Below are 15,888 nucleotides of genomic sequence, written 5' to 3' on the forward strand. Positions count from 1 at the left end.
ATAAAAACGTACTTAATTTGAGAAAATTTAATTTGATCGATACATTGAACTGCCGAGAGGAGAGAGTACTATGTTATCCTGGCTAGCGGATCAGATGATTGAGGAAGCTATGCAAAAAGGAGAATTTGATGATCTGCCCGGCAAAGGCAAGCCGCTGGAGTTGGAAGATCTGTCTCATGTGCCCGAGGAATTGCGTGCAGCTTATAAAATTATGAAAAATGCAAATATTATGCCGGAGGAGCTGACACTCCGGCAGGAGATGCTGACATTGACTGATCTGATTACAGCCTGTCAGCATGACGGAGAGCGCCAGGAACTGCGCAAAAGGCTGGATGAAAAGACTCTGCGGCTGAATATGCTCACTGCTCAAAACGGATGGGCAAATAATCCATCCTATGGACGATATGAGAACAAGATTCGCAAGCGTCTCACCGGCTTCTAAGTATGCAGCTCTGCATAGCGGGATAGGCGATAAATCCATTTTTTCTAAATTGTTGACCGGAAAGGAAATACTATGCTTAATGAATCTGTATCATTACCGGTGGATGATCTGATCACCGATCTGAAAAACGCGCTGGCACAATCAGGCTCTGCTGTATTGACTGCGGAGCCTGGTGCCGGAAAAACGACACGGCTGCCACTCGCACTGCGGCATGAATCCTGGCTGAACGGTCGGCGCATTATTATGCTGGAACCGAGAAGACTCGCAGCTATATCGGCTGCCCGTTATATGGCAGCTGCTCTGGGAGAACGTGTAGGTGAAACGGTTGGATATCGGGTTGCCATGGATACTCGCGTTGGCCCGCGAACAATAATAGAAGTAGTAACCGAAGGCGTGCTTACACGGATGCTTCAGCATGATCCTTCACTGGAACAGGCGGGTTTGATTATTCTGGATGAATTTCATGAACGGAATCTGCATGCGGATCTTGGACTTGCTTTCACGCTGGAGAGCAAGTCCCTTTTGCGTGAAGATCTGAGAATACTGGTTATGTCTGCCACAATGGATCCTGAACCTGTAGCCGCATTACTCGGCGGTGCGCCTGTATTATCCAGTGCCGGCAGAAGCTATCCTGTAGAGACCTATTATGAAGAAGGAGAGTCGGCGTATACACTATATCGCCGTTCTTCGGGACGAATAGAGCAGAAGCTGGCTGCTACCATAATTAAAGCTCTGCACCGGCATGAAGGACATGCGCTTGTTTTTCTTCCAGGTGTACGGGAGATCAGGCGCGTACAGGATGAACTGCTGGCGAGTAGTGAGCCACTGCTGCGTCAGACGGATATTGTAATGCTGCACGGTGGATTGAAGCCGGAGCAACAGGATCTGGCTGTTCGGCCGGGCCCGGCTGATCGCCGCAAGGTGGTATTGGCTACATCGCTGGCCGAGTCCAGTGTGACGGTGGATGGGGTTAATATCGTAATTGACAGCGGATTGATGCGTACGCGTCTGTTCTCTGCCCGCACAGGCATGGAGCGAATGGAGACGCTACAGGTATCTGTCGATGCTGCCGACCAGCGCCGGGGCAGGGCTGGGCGACAGCGGCCGGGTGTCTGCTACAGAATGTGGAGCAGTGAAGAACATCGGCATCTGGCAGAAGCGCGTACGCCAGAGATTCTGCAAAGCGATCTGGCTCCGCTCGCACTGGAAGTAGCTTCCTGGGGAACATCGGTACAAGAATTGTACTGGCTGGATCAGCCACCTGCAGCTTCTTATAATCAGGCAGTAGAACTGCTGAAGCAACTGGAAGGTCTTGAACATGATGGACGCATTACCGAACATGGACGCCGTCTGGCGCAAATGGGTACACATCCGCGTCTTGGTCATATGATGCTAAAGGCTGTCCATTGGAATATGGAACGTGAAGCCTGTGATATAGCGGCCCTGCTGCAGGAAAGGGATATCCTGTCTTCGACTGCAGCCGGTATTGATCTGGCTCACCGGCTCGAAACGCTTCAGGGAAAAGGCTGTTATACGGCTGATCGTCATATTATAGAGCGAATCAAGGAGTGGTCAGCACGCTTTTACAAACAGCTGAGCCACGTTCAGCATCAAGATTCGCTCCATGAATCTTCAAAGGAGAAAACAGACTCAAAACATAATACCTCTACCCATACACAGTATGCGCAGGTTCATGCAGAATATGCGCCGGGCGATGACTGGCTGGGTATGCTGGTCTCTCTGGCATATCCAGATCGAATCGCCAAAAACCGGGGAGATGGCAAATTTTTGCTGCGGCTAGGACGTGGAGCACATATCCCTGTCTATCGCGGACAAGCCGAATACGTATCCACTTCCTCTTATCTGGTCGCTGCGGAACTGGATGATAACGGCAGTGAGAGCCGCATCCTGTTGGCAGCGGGTATCCACGAACAGAGTATTCGTCAGATTCATGCCGATCAGATACAGACTGTTCGAGCAGTGGCTTATGATGCAGAGCGGGAATCGGTATCTGCCCGGAAAATAACGCGGCTCGGTGCAATTGAGCTGAGCTCGGTTAATGATCCATTGCCTTCCGCAGAGGATATCCAGCAGGCACTGCTGGCTGCTATTCGTGAGAGAGGACTTGGCATGCTTCAGTGGTCGCGAGCAGCGCTGCAATTGCGTCAGCGAATAGACTGTATGCACCGGCTGGATCCAGATTATCCATCGGTTGACGAACAGCAGCTGCTGAATGAAGCGGAGGAATGGCTGCTGCCTTATTTGCAGGGGATGCGTCGTCTCTCCGAAGTGAAAAAGCTGAATCCGGCAGAACTGCTTGCTAACAGGCTCTCCTGGGAGCAAAAGCAGCGAATGGATCAGCAGGTTCCTACCCATATCCAAGTGCCTAGCGGAAGTCGTATCCCTATAGATTACACCGACCCGGAGCGTCCTTCGATCGCTGTGCGTCTGCAAGAGATGTTCGGCTGTACGTCTACACCGCTGATCGGCGGGAGAGTGCCACTTACCATTCAGCTGCTGTCTCCGGCAAGTCGTCCGGTTCAGGTGACCAATGACCTGGAGAGCTTTTGGAAAGAAGCTTATTTTGAAGTGAAAAAGGATCTAAAAGGCCGTTATCCAAAACATTACTGGCCGGATCAGCCGCTGGAAGCGCAAGCGACCAATCGGTTCAAACCGCGCCAGTAGATGCTTACATGATGAGTCGACGTTTGAATGAATCCCTGCACGGGTAAGTATAAGCAGGACCACATGTACAACAATGTACCAAATCTTGAAAGTTACAACATCTTCACGACGGCTTGTACAAAGCCAACCATAGGGAGGTAACAATCATGGACAAGAAAATTGTGGGTGTATTCGAAACGGAACGCGAAGCATCTAAAGCGATAGAAGAGCTGAAAGCACAGGGATTCACTACAGATGAAATCTCGGTTATTACCAAGGATAAAGAAGATATGCGTGCCATCACGGACGAGACCGATACCAAAGCACCCGAAGGTGTAGCTGCAGGCGCAACTACAGGCGGTATTCTCGGTGGTACGGCAGGTTTGCTCGCCGGACTGGGCGCATTGGCTATTCCGGGTATCGGACCGATTCTGGCAGCCGGACCTATCGCAGCGACAATTACGGGAGCTGCTGTAGGCGCAGGTGCAGGCGGATTGGTAGGTGGTCTGGTAGGCATGGGTATTCCTGAAGACGAAGCCAACGAGTATGAAGGCTACGTAAATGAAGGTAAAATTCTGGTGCTGGTAGATGAAGATGATCGCTATGATCATGCTTACGGAGTATTCCGGAACAACCGCTCACTGAACGAATCCAGATACCGTACACGTGACGACGGACAAGCAATTGATTCGACTACGACTGGCACAACAATGAATGCTTCAGCAACAAGTCAAAGAGAGACTCGTACCGAAGATGATCCGAATGAGTCGGAAGTTCGCAGCGATGTTACTCCAAAAGATACCAATAATGATAGTCAGGGCTCGGATAACAAACTGACTTCTTACTCTAATGGTGGATACGGCGTCTAAAAGCAGCCGTATGACCCATGCAGATCTTACCAGTAAATACACCAGCATATACAGCAAATCGGATAGATGAATAATCTGTCTCCTGCAAACATGACGCTTTAAACAGGCTCATCTTCGGTAGAATACTGCCGGAGATGGGCTTTTCGTCATATTTCAGCAGGTTTCGCTATAATCTCAGAGCTAATTTTACGGATTAGGTTATAAATGCCCTATCCGATTTGCAGGATTGACGTTATACTGGCAGTGGAAGGTACTATACTTTCCAAAACTATGAATGGGGAGGTAATACTGATGCAAGCTCAGCTAATGTTTAATCATCAGACGTCAGGGTCGGTCAAAGAAAAGAAAAAGACGCGTCGTCAATGGATTAAAAAATTGCGCAATGAACTGCGGATGCCTGGTTCACCAGCGCAGACTCCAAAACAAGGCGCGTATATTCCAGCTCCGCCAGCAATGTCCAATGCAGGTACGTGGAATGATGAAATGATGATATGTAAATAATCATGCAGTTGTTATGATGATCGGGAGAGCAGTATGATACAAAAACAAAGACTTGGAGAAATTGAGATTTTGCGTGGCATGGCTTTTGCCGCCGTTGTGCTGCAGCACTCGATCGCTCATTACTCCGTCGTGCCTGAAGTGACGGCGGGAGATGGTGTCAGACTTACACTGATGCTATTAGCGGCCAAATTTGCGGTACCGGCCTTTATCTTTATCACTGGGCTGGTGCTTTTTTATAACTATGACGGGGTGATATCCTACAGCTCTTTTATCCGCAAACGGTTTAAAGATATTATTGTGCCCTATTTATTGTGGTCACTGCTTTATGCCGGGCTGAATGGAACTTATGCCAGACCGGTTATAGAATGGCTGCCGGATGTTACCCGGTACTGGTATACTGGCAAGTCCAGCTACCATCTCTGGTATATTGTCATGATTATACCTATGTATCTGCTGTTTCCTTTTCTGCGTACGATGGTACGAAAAGCGGTACAGTGGACGAGTCAACGGCAATATGCGTTATGGCTACTGCCCTTGATCCTGTTTGCGGGTTATGAGCTGATTTTGTTTCTACGGCCTTGGCTATCGGACTTGGCGGAAGCTTGGCAAATCCCGGTATTGACTCCGTACTTTACTACGTATGCAGACCGGAATATTGTATACTATCTGTATTATTTCTTTCTAGGAGCGTTAGCCGGTCTACATATTAATAGTTTCCTGGGTATGCTGCAACGGGTCAAATTCCCGATATTGCTGCTATGCGGGTTATTTGTACTGTATTACACAGGGCTGGTCACTGGGGGATTTCCGGCAGATGCCTCTTATGGCAGACGATTTATTGGACTTGCGCTGCTGCAGCCGTTGATGGCTGTGTTTCTGACGGCATCTGTGCTGCTGGTCTATCAGCTGGCTCTCGGCATTACCCGATCAGAGAACAGCAGACATCGTCAATGGTGGATCACAATCAGCAGGTATTCCTATGGCGGTTATCTGGCTCATGCCCTGATGCTGAGAATTACGTATGAATTCGATGATTGGATCATGGCAGGATGGGATATCACGATACGTACAATAATTACAGCCCTTATTACTCTGGGCTTATCCATTTTGCTGACCTATCTGCTATCCCGTGTTCCTTACGGTGCCTGGCTCACTGGAATTCCATACCGTAAAATTCCCAAATCAACTTAGACTGATCAAAGACCTGTTCGCCGATGAACAGGTCTTTTTGTTACCTTTGCTTAACTTTTCAAAGTAGTGAAAGTTTCATATAATAGAACAAGTGGAATAATTTGTTCCACTGCGATAAATGTACGGGCAACTATGGAAAGGAGCAGAGTGATATGGCATTTATGATCGCCCAGCGCGCCTTTATCAAATTATATCTGATTACGATGGTCGAAGAGCACCGCGGCTACGGATACGAAATGCTGGAGAACATGAAAGAACGTTTTAAATCATTCGGCTATTCTCCACCACAGAGCGAGATTTATCGTGCACTACATGAACTGGTGCATGAAGGTGTTTTTTATCGGACCAAGCAGTTAAAAGGTAACGATCCCAAGGTTGATTTTCAGGAGATTGTTATTTATCATTTTACAGACGATGGCCGTGAAAAAGCCAAGCTCTACAAAAAACAGGTTAAAACCGATCTCGATCGTTGTATAGGGATGCTGACTAAGGCGGAAGCGGATAATTATAACTGACAAGCTGCATAATGATCGTATTCTGCAGCTGATAGGCTGCTCATCAATCCTGTAGATATTGCATCGACGATTCACAGAAACGAGGCGGTAACTGCGGGATCTGAGGGCACCAAATAAATAAATATAGGCTTGTGGAGAGTCAAGTGATGCAGACAGGTGTACTGCTCTATATTATAGAAGAAATCTAATCTTCAGCAGGAATCGGAGATCGGGTTCCGTTCAGGATGGACGTATATCCGGCAAGCAGGCAGACCGAATCTGAAGCGAAGGGAAGGAATACAGCCATGACTGAACGTAAATTAAAGTGGGGAATCATCAGCACTGCGGAAATTGCTGTAAGCGCTATTATACCTGCCCTCAAAGAATCACTTCGTAATGAAGTACTGGCGATCTCCAGTCGTGACGCAGAAGTAGCCAAACATGTAGCGGCACACTGCGAGATTCCCAGATCATACGGCAGCTACGAGGCACTGCTGACAGATCCTGATATTGATGCGGTATATATTCCGCTACCGAATCATCTGCATAAAGAATGGACAATCAGAGCAGCAGAAGCAGGCAAGCATGTATTATGCGAAAAGCCTGCTGCGCTTGATGCAGCAGATGCTGCCGAGATGGTTGACCGCTGTCGCAAGGCAGGTGTTACTTTTGCCGAGGGATTTATGTACCGTTATCATCCCAAGCATGACCGGGTAAGAGAAATTATTCAATCAGGAGAAATTGGTGTACTGCGCAGTATGCATGGACGCTTTACTTCAAGTAATGCAGATGATCTGGATAATGTGCGGTACCGGAGGGCTATGGGTGGAGGCTCGTTATATGATCTGGGAGTCTATCCTGTATCTGCAGCCCGAATGTACTTTGGAGCCGAGCCTACCGCGGTGACCGTACATGCCATGTTCTCGGCCAAGCATGATCATGTGGATATGATGGCTTCGGGATTAATGGAATTCCCGGATGCCCGGTCTGCTACCTTTGAATGCGGCATGTGGGCATATTCGAGCTGTGCGCTGGAGATTATCGGCACTAAGGGAAGAATCAAGCTGCCGTATGCGTTTCGCCGTGATGATATTCATGGAGAGCCGCAGATTACTATTTATACTGATGAAGGTAAACGTGAAGAGTATATTGAGCCAGCCAATCATTTTGCACTTCAGATGGATGCTTTTGCTGCATCGGTATTAGACGGCACTCCATTACCCTACAGTCCCGAAGATGCAGTACGCAATACGAGAGTGATTGCTGCCTGTCTGGAATCGGCCCGTAAAGGTGAAAAAGTTCGTATTGTCTAAGTTATTTTTTTGATAAAGTTGGCGATAGCGGGTAATCGATCAGGTATTGGTTCAGCTGCTGCTTTGCCTTTGGCGAATAAGTGAAAATATGCTACACTCATTAATGGTTGTTTATTTATTAATATATAAATAAAAATATTAACGTTATTGGTTATCCGCATAGACGGAGTATGCATTACATAACAAATCCTCTGCCTATGTCATTTTGATTTGACCACAAAGGAGACTTTTATTATGTCCAATCATTCCAGTGCTTATGAACAACCCTATCAGGGAGAACCCGCAGTTTGGCTAAAATATGGCCCTTATGAAGCGGCTGTGCTGCCTGGAGTAGGAGCCAATCTGATCGCTTATCGCGATACGGTCAAAGGATACAATTTCCTGCGCGAACCTCAAGAGGCTGAAATGGAAGAATTCCGCTCAAGTCCCGGCACACACGGTATTCCGGTACTGTTCCCGCCAAACCGTTATGAAGATGGTACATTTACATGGAACGGACGAAGATACAGCTTCCCTATTAATGAAGAAGCAACCAATAATCATCTGCATGGTTTCCTGCATACGATTGTATGGGATGTGGTGTCTTATGATGCCAATGAATATTACAGCACAGTCTGCCTGAGCGTAAGTATTGATGATTCCCATCCAGTCTATCAATACTGGCCGCACCAGTTTACAGTGAAGCTGCAGTACACGCTGTCGGAAGACGGACTGCAGCAGCAGGTCATGGTACGTAATGAAGGCAATGATCCGATGCCGATGATGCTGGCGTTCCATACAGCTATCAATGCACCGTTTGCACCGGAAAGTATTGCCGATGACGTTACATTCCGTGCAACATACGGACAGCGCCGCCAGATGACCGAGCGTATGCTGCCTACAGGTGAATTCCAGCCTTTATCTTCCTGGGAAGAACAGCTCAAAGCAGACGGAGCCAATCCGTATGGCGAAGTGATGGACAATCACTATACAGCTGCTCCGCAAAATGGACGCAATTATGCCGAGATTATCGATAACCGTCTTGGAGAGAAGCTCGTTTATGATGTGGGTACCGGCTATAAACACTGGATGATCTGGAACAGCGAAGCTTCCGGTGCGTTCCTCTGTCCTGAACCACAGACCAACCTGGTTAATGCGCCGAATGTAGATCTGCCAGACGAAGAAAAAGGATTTTTCAGCCTCAAACAGGGAGAAATCTGGGAAGAGACATCCAGACTGTATCTGATTCAGAAATAAACGAATAGTTATTTTTGTATATAATAATTAAGGCAGGTATCCAGCAATAAATTAGCAGTATAACAGGCACGGTGCGTACTACGGGTTAATAATCTGTAGAGGCATCGTGTCTGTTTGTTTTGTCCAAGGCAGGATCATTTATAGAAGGAAGCTCAACCAGCCAGATCGTAATTATTTTGGATAAACATATTGACAATGCTGACATACGAGGAGTAAAGTAAATCAGGTGGTATTCGTAACGGTTACGATAAGAACGAAAGGAGGGCTAATCTTGTTATTGGCTTCCATGCAGGATATAGTGTTTGGTTATGACCGGGAACCGGTAGTGAACCGGTTGTCGATGGAAATATACAGCAATGAATTTATGGCGCTTAGCGGACCCAATGGTGCTGCAAAGACGACATCGCTGAAGCTGCTGCTCGGTATATTGAAGCCCTGGAGTGGACGGGTACAGATTAATCGTAATGAAAAAGGAAAGCGTCCGGTGATCGGCTATGTGCCCCAGCAGGTAGCATCCTTTAATAGCGGGTTTCCCAGTACGGTCTTTGAACTGGTACGTTCCGGCTGTTATATGAGACTGGGCTTGTTCAAGCGTTTTGGCGACAAGCAGGAAGCTCTGGTGCGTTCCTCACTGGAAGCGGTAGGCATGTGGGAACTTCGCGACCGCAAGATTGGTGAACTGTCCGGTGGACAGAAGCAGCGCGTATGTATTGCACGTGCGCTGGCACAGGAGCCCGATGTACTGATTCTGGATGAACCGACAACCGGGATGGATCTGGAAAGCCGCAAAGGATTTTACGAATTGATGCGTCACCATGTGAAGCAGCATGGACGTACGGTAGTAATGGTAACCCATGGACTGGAAGAAGCGGAACCGTATCTCGACCGCATGATCCGTCTGGAACGAGAGGAGGGTGGAGGATGGGCATGTTTGACTACGAGTTCATGCAGCGCGCGTTTTGGGCCGGAGGAATGATTGCTGTCATCGCTCCGCTGCTCGGTATTTATCTGGTTCTGCGCAGGCAGATTCTGATGGCGGATACGCTATCTCATGTATCGCTGGCCGGTGTAGCGATCGGAGCTATTATGGGCATCAATCCTTCGGTTGGAGGATTTGTAATTGCGGTTGCCGGGGCGCTGGTTATAGAGCGGCTGCGGCAGAATTTCCGCGGTTATGGTGAAGTATCCATTGCTGTTATTATGACCGGTGGTCTGGCATTGGCACTGGTGCTGATGAGTATGGATTCCGGACTGAATCGCAGCTTCAGCTCCTATCTGTTTGGCTCGATTGTAGCGGTGAGCACGACCCAGCTATGGATTATCGGTACGGTATTCCTGCTGGTGCTGATTTACTGGGCAGCGATGAGACGGCCGCTCTACAATATTACTTTTGATGAAGAAACCGCGCAGATTGGCGGGACTCATGTACGCTGGTTATCCCAGACGTTCTCGGTGCTGACCGGGATGACGGTAGCAGCAGCGATGCCGATCGTCGGTGTACTGCTCGTATCAGCGCTGATGGCTCTGCCTGCTGCACTGGCGCTTCGCTTTGCCAGAGGATTCACTTCGGCGCTGATCATGGCTGTCAGTATCGGTCTGATCGGCATGTTCGGCGGACTGACGACTTCTTATTATGTCAATACGCCGCCGGGAGCGACAGTAGCATTGCTGCTGCTGGCTTTCCTGCTGATCGGTATGGGGATTCAGCGCATGGTCTATCGTATTCGCCGGGACAAAGATCCCGGTTATGTCGTTGATATGGACAGCCGCCGTTTCTGGCAGCGCCAGAGTCGCAGTTCACAGAAAAGCAATGTCAAAACCGAAGTACTGAACAAAAACTAATATAACCACTTAATAAGGGATATCCATTGTACTGAATATCATTAAGCATACAGTCATCAGCGAATATGATTACACTGCCAAGCGCGGATAAAGAACATATTTCTGTACAGTAGATGGAGTGGGGAGGAGAAGTATTGAAATGAAATGGAACAAACGTAATTGGTTGTCACTGCCTGCAGTAGTTGTACTGAGTATGAGCACGATGTTGGCAGGCTGCGGAAATAGCACACCAGCTGCAACAGGTACAACTGCCGGCGAGGGCAGCACAGACAAACTGCATATTGTAACCAGTTTCTATCCAATGCAGGAATTCACCTCCAAGGTTGCCGGCGATCTGGCCGACGTACAGGTACTGATTCCGCCGGGAACCGAACCGCATGACTGGGAGCCTACTCCACAGGATATTGCCAAAATCACCGAAGCCGATATGCTCGTTTACAATGGTGCAGGTCTCGAATCCTGGATGAACCAGGTACAGGATGCTATAGGTACCGATGGACCCAAAATGGTAGAAGCCAGCAAAGGTGTACAGGTTATGGATGGCTACCATGAAGAGGAAGAACATGAGGGTGAAGAAGCTCATGCCGGTGAAGAGGATCATGCTGCAGAAGAAGGCCATGATCACGATCATGGCGGCATGGACCCGCATGTATGGTTATCCCCGAAGCAGGCACAGACTGAAGTGCGCAATATTGAGGCTTCACTGAGTGAACTGGCACCTGATCATGCCGCAGATTTCAAAAAAAATGCAGATGCTTATCTGGCAGAACTGCAAAAGCTGGACACCGATTACAAAACGGATTTGTCCAATACCAAACGCAAAGACTTTATTACCCAGCATACGGCATTTGGCTATCTGGCACGTGATTACGGTCTGACTCAAGTAGGTATTAGCGGACTGTCTCCCGAGGAAGAACCGACAGCTGCCAAAATGGCAGAAGTTATTGATTTTGCCAAAAAAAATAATGTAAAAACAATCTTTTTCGAAACGCTGGTGTCTTCCAAAGTGGCTGATACGATTGCCAATGAAGTAGGTGCACAGACAGCAGTACTGAATCCGCTGGAAGGATTGACCAGCGAGCAGGCAACGGCTGGAGAGAACTATATCTCCGTAATGCGCGAAAACCTGGCTGCTCTTACCAAAGCACTCAACGAGTAATCTAACGTATATTGAAGCACCCTTGCCTTTTCAGGTACAGGGTGCTTTTTGTCTTGTCATGTAAATAGACGGATTGCGAATAAAGAATATAGTATCCATTTTATTACATCGTATACATACTTTTGTCATGACAACGATTGACTTTGTAAATAAGTTCATATAAAATAGTAAGTAAGAACTGACGGGTTTTGTGAGTACCGTCAGGTTTTACGGGGTATATTAGAAAATAGGAGATGCTCTATTATGATAGAGGACCGGAAGAAAACGATCCTACATGCAGGAAGCCAGTTATTCGCAGAAAAGGGCTATTTTGCAACGACTGTTCAGGATATTGCCGAGCAGTGTAACATGTCCAAGGCTTCCATCTATAAATTATTTCAGTCCAAAGAGGACATACTGCTGCAGATCATAAGCACGCTGCATGAGGAGATCGTACAGGCGAGCAGTGCGCTTCATTTTGAAGATAACGTGCCGCCACGGGATCAGCTTGTGCAAAAGCTGATTGTTCAGTTGCATGAATTTATAGTCAGACATAACTTTTTTATTAACCTGAACCAGAATGTACCGATGGAGCTGGGCAGCCAGATTCGTACGGTTATGCTAAATTTCAAGCGTACGATGATCAGCTGGCAGAAAGAAGCTCTGATACAGGCATTTGGAACCGAAATCGAGCCGATTGTATGGGATATGGCTGTCTGTATGCAGGGGATGCTGAGAGAATTTGTTTTCCTGTCGCATGTGGATCGCAAAACCAAACTGGATCTGGAAGCGCTGGCCGCTTTTATCGTAGACAGTATAGAAACGATGATCCATCAGCGTATGGGCAAAACGCCTGTAGTGGATGCAGAGCTGGCCGCCCATCTGAATCTGTATGATCCCGAAGTCGGACGCAAGTACTTTGGCGAAAGTGAGTGGCGCAAGTCTGTACGGGAGCTGACGCTGGCTGTACACCAACGATCACCGGAACCTATCCGTGCCGATTTGCTGGCTGCAGTAGAGCGGCTGGATATCGAGCGTCGTAAAAAGGTGCCACAGGCATTTATGATCGATGCACTGATCGCCTATCTCCGGCAGCGTGAGGAATTAACTGAAGAGGTCTCCTATCTTCAACATGTCTATTTTGCAAATTGGGAGGAAGAGAAACATGGGTAATGCTGTAGCACAACAGCCACAACCAAAAGTGAATATCAAGCTCATTGTCGGCATTATGCTGGCCGGTGCGTTTGTGGCGATACTGAACCAGACATTGCTGGTGACTGCGCTGCCGCATATTATGAGTGATTTGAATATTGATGCCACGGCTGCACAATGGCTGACGACGATTTTTATGCTGGTGAACGGGATCATGATTCCTGTTACGGCTTATTTGATTGATAAGTTTAATACAAGAGCTTTATTTATTACTTCGATCGGATTGTTTGCATTGGGTACGCTAATTGCCGCTATATCGCCGAATTTTGGCATATTGCTCGTTGGGCGGGTCGTACAGGCTGCCGGAGCAGGAATTATTATGCCGCTGATGCAGACCGTATTTCTGGTTATTTTCCCCAAAGAAAGCCGCGGGGCAGCGATGGGGATGATCGGTCTGGTTATATCTTTTGCACCGGCGATCGGTCCGACATTATCCGGCTGGATCGTCGATACCTTCTCCTGGCGCGATCTGTTTTATATTATTTTGCCGATTGCCCTGATCGATCTGGTCATCGCTATATTTGCTCTCAAAAATGTAGGGCAGCTGCGTGATCCCAAATTGGATATACCTTCTGTTATCCTGTCGACTCTGGGATTCGGCGGTTTGCTGTATGGATTCAGTACAGCTTCCAAAGGCTGGGCGGATCCGGTAGTCATTGTGACGATCGCTGTCGGCGTAGTCAGTCTGATTCTGTTTGTAACACGCCAGTTCAAGCTGAAGCAGCCGCTATTGGAGTTCCGTGTGTTCCAGAATCGTCTGTTCACCATCTCGATGATTATTACGGTTATTGTATTTACAGCGATGATCGGTGCATCGACACTGCTGCCGTTGTATATTCAAAATGCACGTCATCTGACAGCTATGCAGTCCGGTCTGATCGTTCTGCCCGGTGCTATACTGATGGGGATTATGTCACCGATTACCGGACGTATTTTTGATAAATTCGGTGCAAAGCGGATCGGTATTATCGGTCTGCTGATGCTGACGATTGGCACGATTCCGTTTTCTTTCCTGACAGATCAGACGCCGGTTCCATTTATCGTAATCATGTTCGCATTGCGTATGTTCGGTCTGTCGATGGTCATGATGCCGGTAACGACAGCAGGTCTTAATCAGCTGCCGGTACATCTGCTATCTCATGCGTCGGCGATGAATAATACACTGCGTCAGGTAGGGGGATCGATCGGTACCGCTGTATTGATCACTATTTTCACCAATGCTTCGATCTCGGCGACGTCTTCCGGGCAGGGAGCCGATATGTCGCTGATACACGGTACCAATATGGCTTTTCTGGTCGCTTCGGCGCTGTCGGTACTAGCACTGATTATGATGTTTTTCCTCAAAGAACCTCCACGTGTCGATGTACAGAAAAAAGAACAGTCTGCCGAGTCTTCAGGCAAACATGCCAAACCGGCTTCCCAGTCCTGATCAGCATCGCAGCGATCAAGGCTAAGGACATCAATAGCACAATGGCAAAAGTCACCAAGAAGCTAGTATCACTATAGTAACAGGAATAGAAAGTATTTCGGCATAGCTATACAGCGACAAGGTATAGCGATATGCCGGAATGAAATGACAGCAGGCTCTAAGGGTTAAAAGGAGATGGGTTCCTTTACTCTGGAGCCTGTTGCTGCATAAAAATGAGTAGAATTCCGGATAAAATATACTCTGGAAAGTACAAATTTCAAAAAAATAAAGATCATTTCTTAAATAACTTGTGAAAAATATAATTGTTTACTATAATATATATTGTTACTTTTAATAATAGCTTTTGAGCAGTAGAAAAGCTTCATTTACTAAACACATATTAGATAGGAGAGAGAAACCTTGAATCCAAAATATAACGCTTTGTTTGAACCATTCACACTGAACGATGGTATTCAGCTGAAAAACCGTCTGGTGCTTGCACCGATGACTCACTCTTCTTCCAATCCGGATGAGACTGTATCCGATGCAGAGCTGGAATACTATGCCAGCCGTACAACCGGTGTAGGTCTGGCCATTACTGCTGTTGCACACGTAACTCCGGGTGGTAAAGGATTTGCCAACCAGTTCCGTGCTGTAGGCGAAGAGTTCACTCCAGGACTGACTCGTCTGGCCGAAACACTGAAAAAGAATGGTGCCAAAGCAGTACTGCAGATTTTCCATGCCGGTCGTCTGGCTCCTCCCGAACTGGTAGATGGCGATGTAACTGCTCCAAGTGCTGTACCAAGCGAACGCGGCGACGGTGGTCAAGGTCCTACTCCACGCGAACTGACTGGTCAGGAAATCGAAGATATTATCAAAGATTTTGGTAAAGCAACAGCCAATGCGATTGCAGCAGGCTTTGACGGCGTAGAAATCCATGGTGCCAACGGTTATCTGATTCAGCAATTCTTCTCCCCGCACTCCAATCGTCGTGAAGACAAATGGGGCGGCGATGTGCATCAGCGTCTGGCTTTCCCACTGGCTGTTGTGGATGAAGTGCAACGTGTTGTCAAAGAACAAGCGAAAGGTCCATTCATCGTCGGCTATCGCTTTTCTCCGGAAGAACCGGAAACGCCGGGAATCACTATGGCAGACACTCTGGTGCTGATCGATGCACTGGCTGACAAAAACCTCAGCTATCTGCATACTTCCCTGATGGAATATACATCCGTACCACGTCGCGGTGTTGAAGATACACGCTCCCGTCTGGTTATTATCCAGGAACGTGTTGGTGCCAAAGTTCCGGTCATCGGTGTGGGCTCCGTGAAAACACCTGATGATGCAGCAGCTGTACTGGAGACAGGCGCTCCACTGGTAGCACTGGGTCGTCAGCTGATTGTAGATCCAACATGGGTGGAGAAAGTACAATCCGGTCGCGAAGACGAGATCCTGTACACCATTAGCAAAAATGATCAAAAAGCGCTGACACTGCCGGATCCGCTCTGGAACATGGTTATTAATATTCCTGGCTGGTTCCCGATTGTAGAAGCGGAAGAATCTGCGAAATAATATGCTTTG

General features: G+C 47.8%; 14 protein-coding genes. All 14 read left to right on the top strand.

Translation table 11 applies throughout. From position 1 onward, the window contains the following. The first annotated feature begins 70 nt into the window (after positions 1 to 70). The 14 genes from AR543_RS12420 (at position 71) to AR543_RS12490 (ending at position 15,879) form a co-directional block, all read left to right on the top strand. Positions 71 to 442 (top strand): DnaJ family domain-containing protein, encoded by a 372-nt coding sequence (locus AR543_RS12420; RefSeq protein WP_060534819.1) that lies wholly within the window; start codon positions 71 to 73, stop codon positions 440 to 442. Between the two features lie 72 nt (positions 443 to 514). Then, positions 515 to 3,127, top strand: coding sequence for an ATP-dependent helicase HrpB (gene hrpB, locus AR543_RS12425; protein WP_060534821.1), 2,613 nt, complete (start codon positions 515 to 517; stop codon positions 3,125 to 3,127). 146 nt (positions 3,128 to 3,273) lie between these two features. Beyond that, complete coding sequence (locus AR543_RS12430; protein WP_060534823.1) at positions 3,274 to 3,975, top strand: general stress protein; 702 nt, start codon at positions 3,274 to 3,276, stop codon at positions 3,973 to 3,975. A 291-nt stretch (positions 3,976 to 4,266) separates the two neighbouring features. Further along, the gene (locus tag AR543_RS12435) at positions 4,267 to 4,476 is read left to right on the top strand and encodes a hypothetical protein (protein ID WP_060534825.1); all 210 of its coding nucleotides are present in this window, start codon (positions 4,267 to 4,269) and stop codon (positions 4,474 to 4,476) included. 33 nt (positions 4,477 to 4,509) lie between these two features. Next, complete coding sequence (locus AR543_RS12440; RefSeq protein ID WP_060534827.1) at positions 4,510 to 5,667, top strand: acyltransferase; 1,158 nt, start codon at positions 4,510 to 4,512, stop codon at positions 5,665 to 5,667. 152 nt (positions 5,668 to 5,819) lie between these two features. Then, positions 5,820 to 6,182 (top strand): replication termination protein, encoded by a 363-nt coding sequence (locus tag AR543_RS12445; protein WP_017813149.1) that lies wholly within the window; start codon positions 5,820 to 5,822, stop codon positions 6,180 to 6,182. A gap of 284 nt (positions 6,183 to 6,466) precedes the next feature. After that, on the top strand, positions 6,467 to 7,474 hold the full coding sequence (locus AR543_RS12450; RefSeq protein ID WP_060534829.1) for a Gfo/Idh/MocA family protein: 1,008 nt from the start codon (positions 6,467 to 6,469) through the stop codon (positions 7,472 to 7,474). 234 nt (positions 7,475 to 7,708) lie between these two features. Then, entirely contained in the window at positions 7,709 to 8,710 is a 1,002-nt protein-coding gene (locus AR543_RS12460) for an aldose 1-epimerase (protein WP_060534831.1), read from the top strand. Between the two features lie 271 nt (positions 8,711 to 8,981). Continuing rightward, entirely contained in the window at positions 8,982 to 9,686 is a 705-nt protein-coding gene (locus tag AR543_RS12465) for a metal ABC transporter ATP-binding protein (protein ID WP_060534832.1), read from the top strand. Beyond that, the gene (locus AR543_RS12470) at positions 9,632 to 10,552 is read left to right on the top strand and encodes a metal ABC transporter permease (RefSeq protein ID WP_060534833.1); all 921 of its coding nucleotides are present in this window, start codon (positions 9,632 to 9,634) and stop codon (positions 10,550 to 10,552) included. The genes AR543_RS12465 and AR543_RS12470 overlap by 55 nt, the downstream gene beginning before the upstream one ends. Positions 10,553 to 10,691: 139 nt before the next feature. Then, complete coding sequence (locus tag AR543_RS12475) at positions 10,692 to 11,711, top strand: metal ABC transporter substrate-binding protein (RefSeq protein ID WP_060534834.1); 1,020 nt, start codon at positions 10,692 to 10,694, stop codon at positions 11,709 to 11,711. Between the two features lie 243 nt (positions 11,712 to 11,954). Beyond that, positions 11,955 to 12,863, top strand: coding sequence for a TetR/AcrR family transcriptional regulator (locus AR543_RS12480; protein ID WP_060534835.1), 909 nt, complete (start codon positions 11,955 to 11,957; stop codon positions 12,861 to 12,863). Next, positions 12,856 to 14,331: an MDR family MFS transporter gene (locus AR543_RS12485; protein ID WP_060534836.1), complete on the top strand. Its 1,476-nt coding sequence runs from the start codon at positions 12,856 to 12,858 to the stop codon at positions 14,329 to 14,331. Before AR543_RS12480 ends, AR543_RS12485 begins: the two co-directional genes overlap by 8 nt. 399 nt (positions 14,332 to 14,730) lie before the next feature. Next, positions 14,731 to 15,879 (top strand): NADH-dependent flavin oxidoreductase, encoded by a 1,149-nt coding sequence (locus tag AR543_RS12490; RefSeq protein ID WP_060534837.1) that lies wholly within the window; start codon positions 14,731 to 14,733, stop codon positions 15,877 to 15,879. The last annotated feature ends 9 nt before the right edge of the window (positions 15,880 to 15,888 follow it).

The organism is Paenibacillus bovis (genome assembly GCF_001421015.2).
GTDB lineage: Bacteria > Bacillota > Bacilli > Paenibacillales > Paenibacillaceae > Saccharibacillus > Saccharibacillus bovis.

Bases quoted from the DNA above. Each gene is read 5' to 3' on its own strand.
- AR543_RS12460 (WP_060534831.1), top strand. From the start codon at position 7,709: ATGTCCAATCATTCCAGTGCTTATGAACAACCCTATCAGGGAGAACCC.
- AR543_RS12485 (WP_060534836.1), top strand. From the start codon at position 12,856: ATGGGTAATGCTGTAGCACAACAGCCACAACCAAAAGTGAATATCAAG.
- hrpB (WP_060534821.1), top strand. From the start codon at position 515: ATGCTTAATGAATCTGTATCATTACCGGTGGATGATCTGATCACCGAT.
- AR543_RS12445 (WP_017813149.1), top strand. From the start codon at position 5,820: ATGGCATTTATGATCGCCCAGCGCGCCTTTATCAAATTATATCTGATT.
- AR543_RS12420 (WP_060534819.1), top strand. From the start codon at position 71: ATGTTATCCTGGCTAGCGGATCAGATGATTGAGGAAGCTATGCAAAAA.
- AR543_RS12450 (WP_060534829.1), top strand. From the start codon at position 6,467: ATGACTGAACGTAAATTAAAGTGGGGAATCATCAGCACTGCGGAAATT.
- AR543_RS12480 (WP_060534835.1), top strand. From the start codon at position 11,955: ATGATAGAGGACCGGAAGAAAACGATCCTACATGCAGGAAGCCAGTTA.
- AR543_RS12440 (WP_060534827.1), top strand. From the start codon at position 4,510: ATGATACAAAAACAAAGACTTGGAGAAATTGAGATTTTGCGTGGCATG.
- AR543_RS12435 (WP_060534825.1), top strand. From the start codon at position 4,267: ATGCAAGCTCAGCTAATGTTTAATCATCAGACGTCAGGGTCGGTCAAA.
- AR543_RS12475 (WP_060534834.1), top strand. From the start codon at position 10,692: ATGAAATGGAACAAACGTAATTGGTTGTCACTGCCTGCAGTAGTTGTA.
- AR543_RS12430 (WP_060534823.1), top strand. From the start codon at position 3,274: ATGGACAAGAAAATTGTGGGTGTATTCGAAACGGAACGCGAAGCATCT.
- AR543_RS12470 (WP_060534833.1), top strand. From the start codon at position 9,632: ATGGGCATGTTTGACTACGAGTTCATGCAGCGCGCGTTTTGGGCCGGA.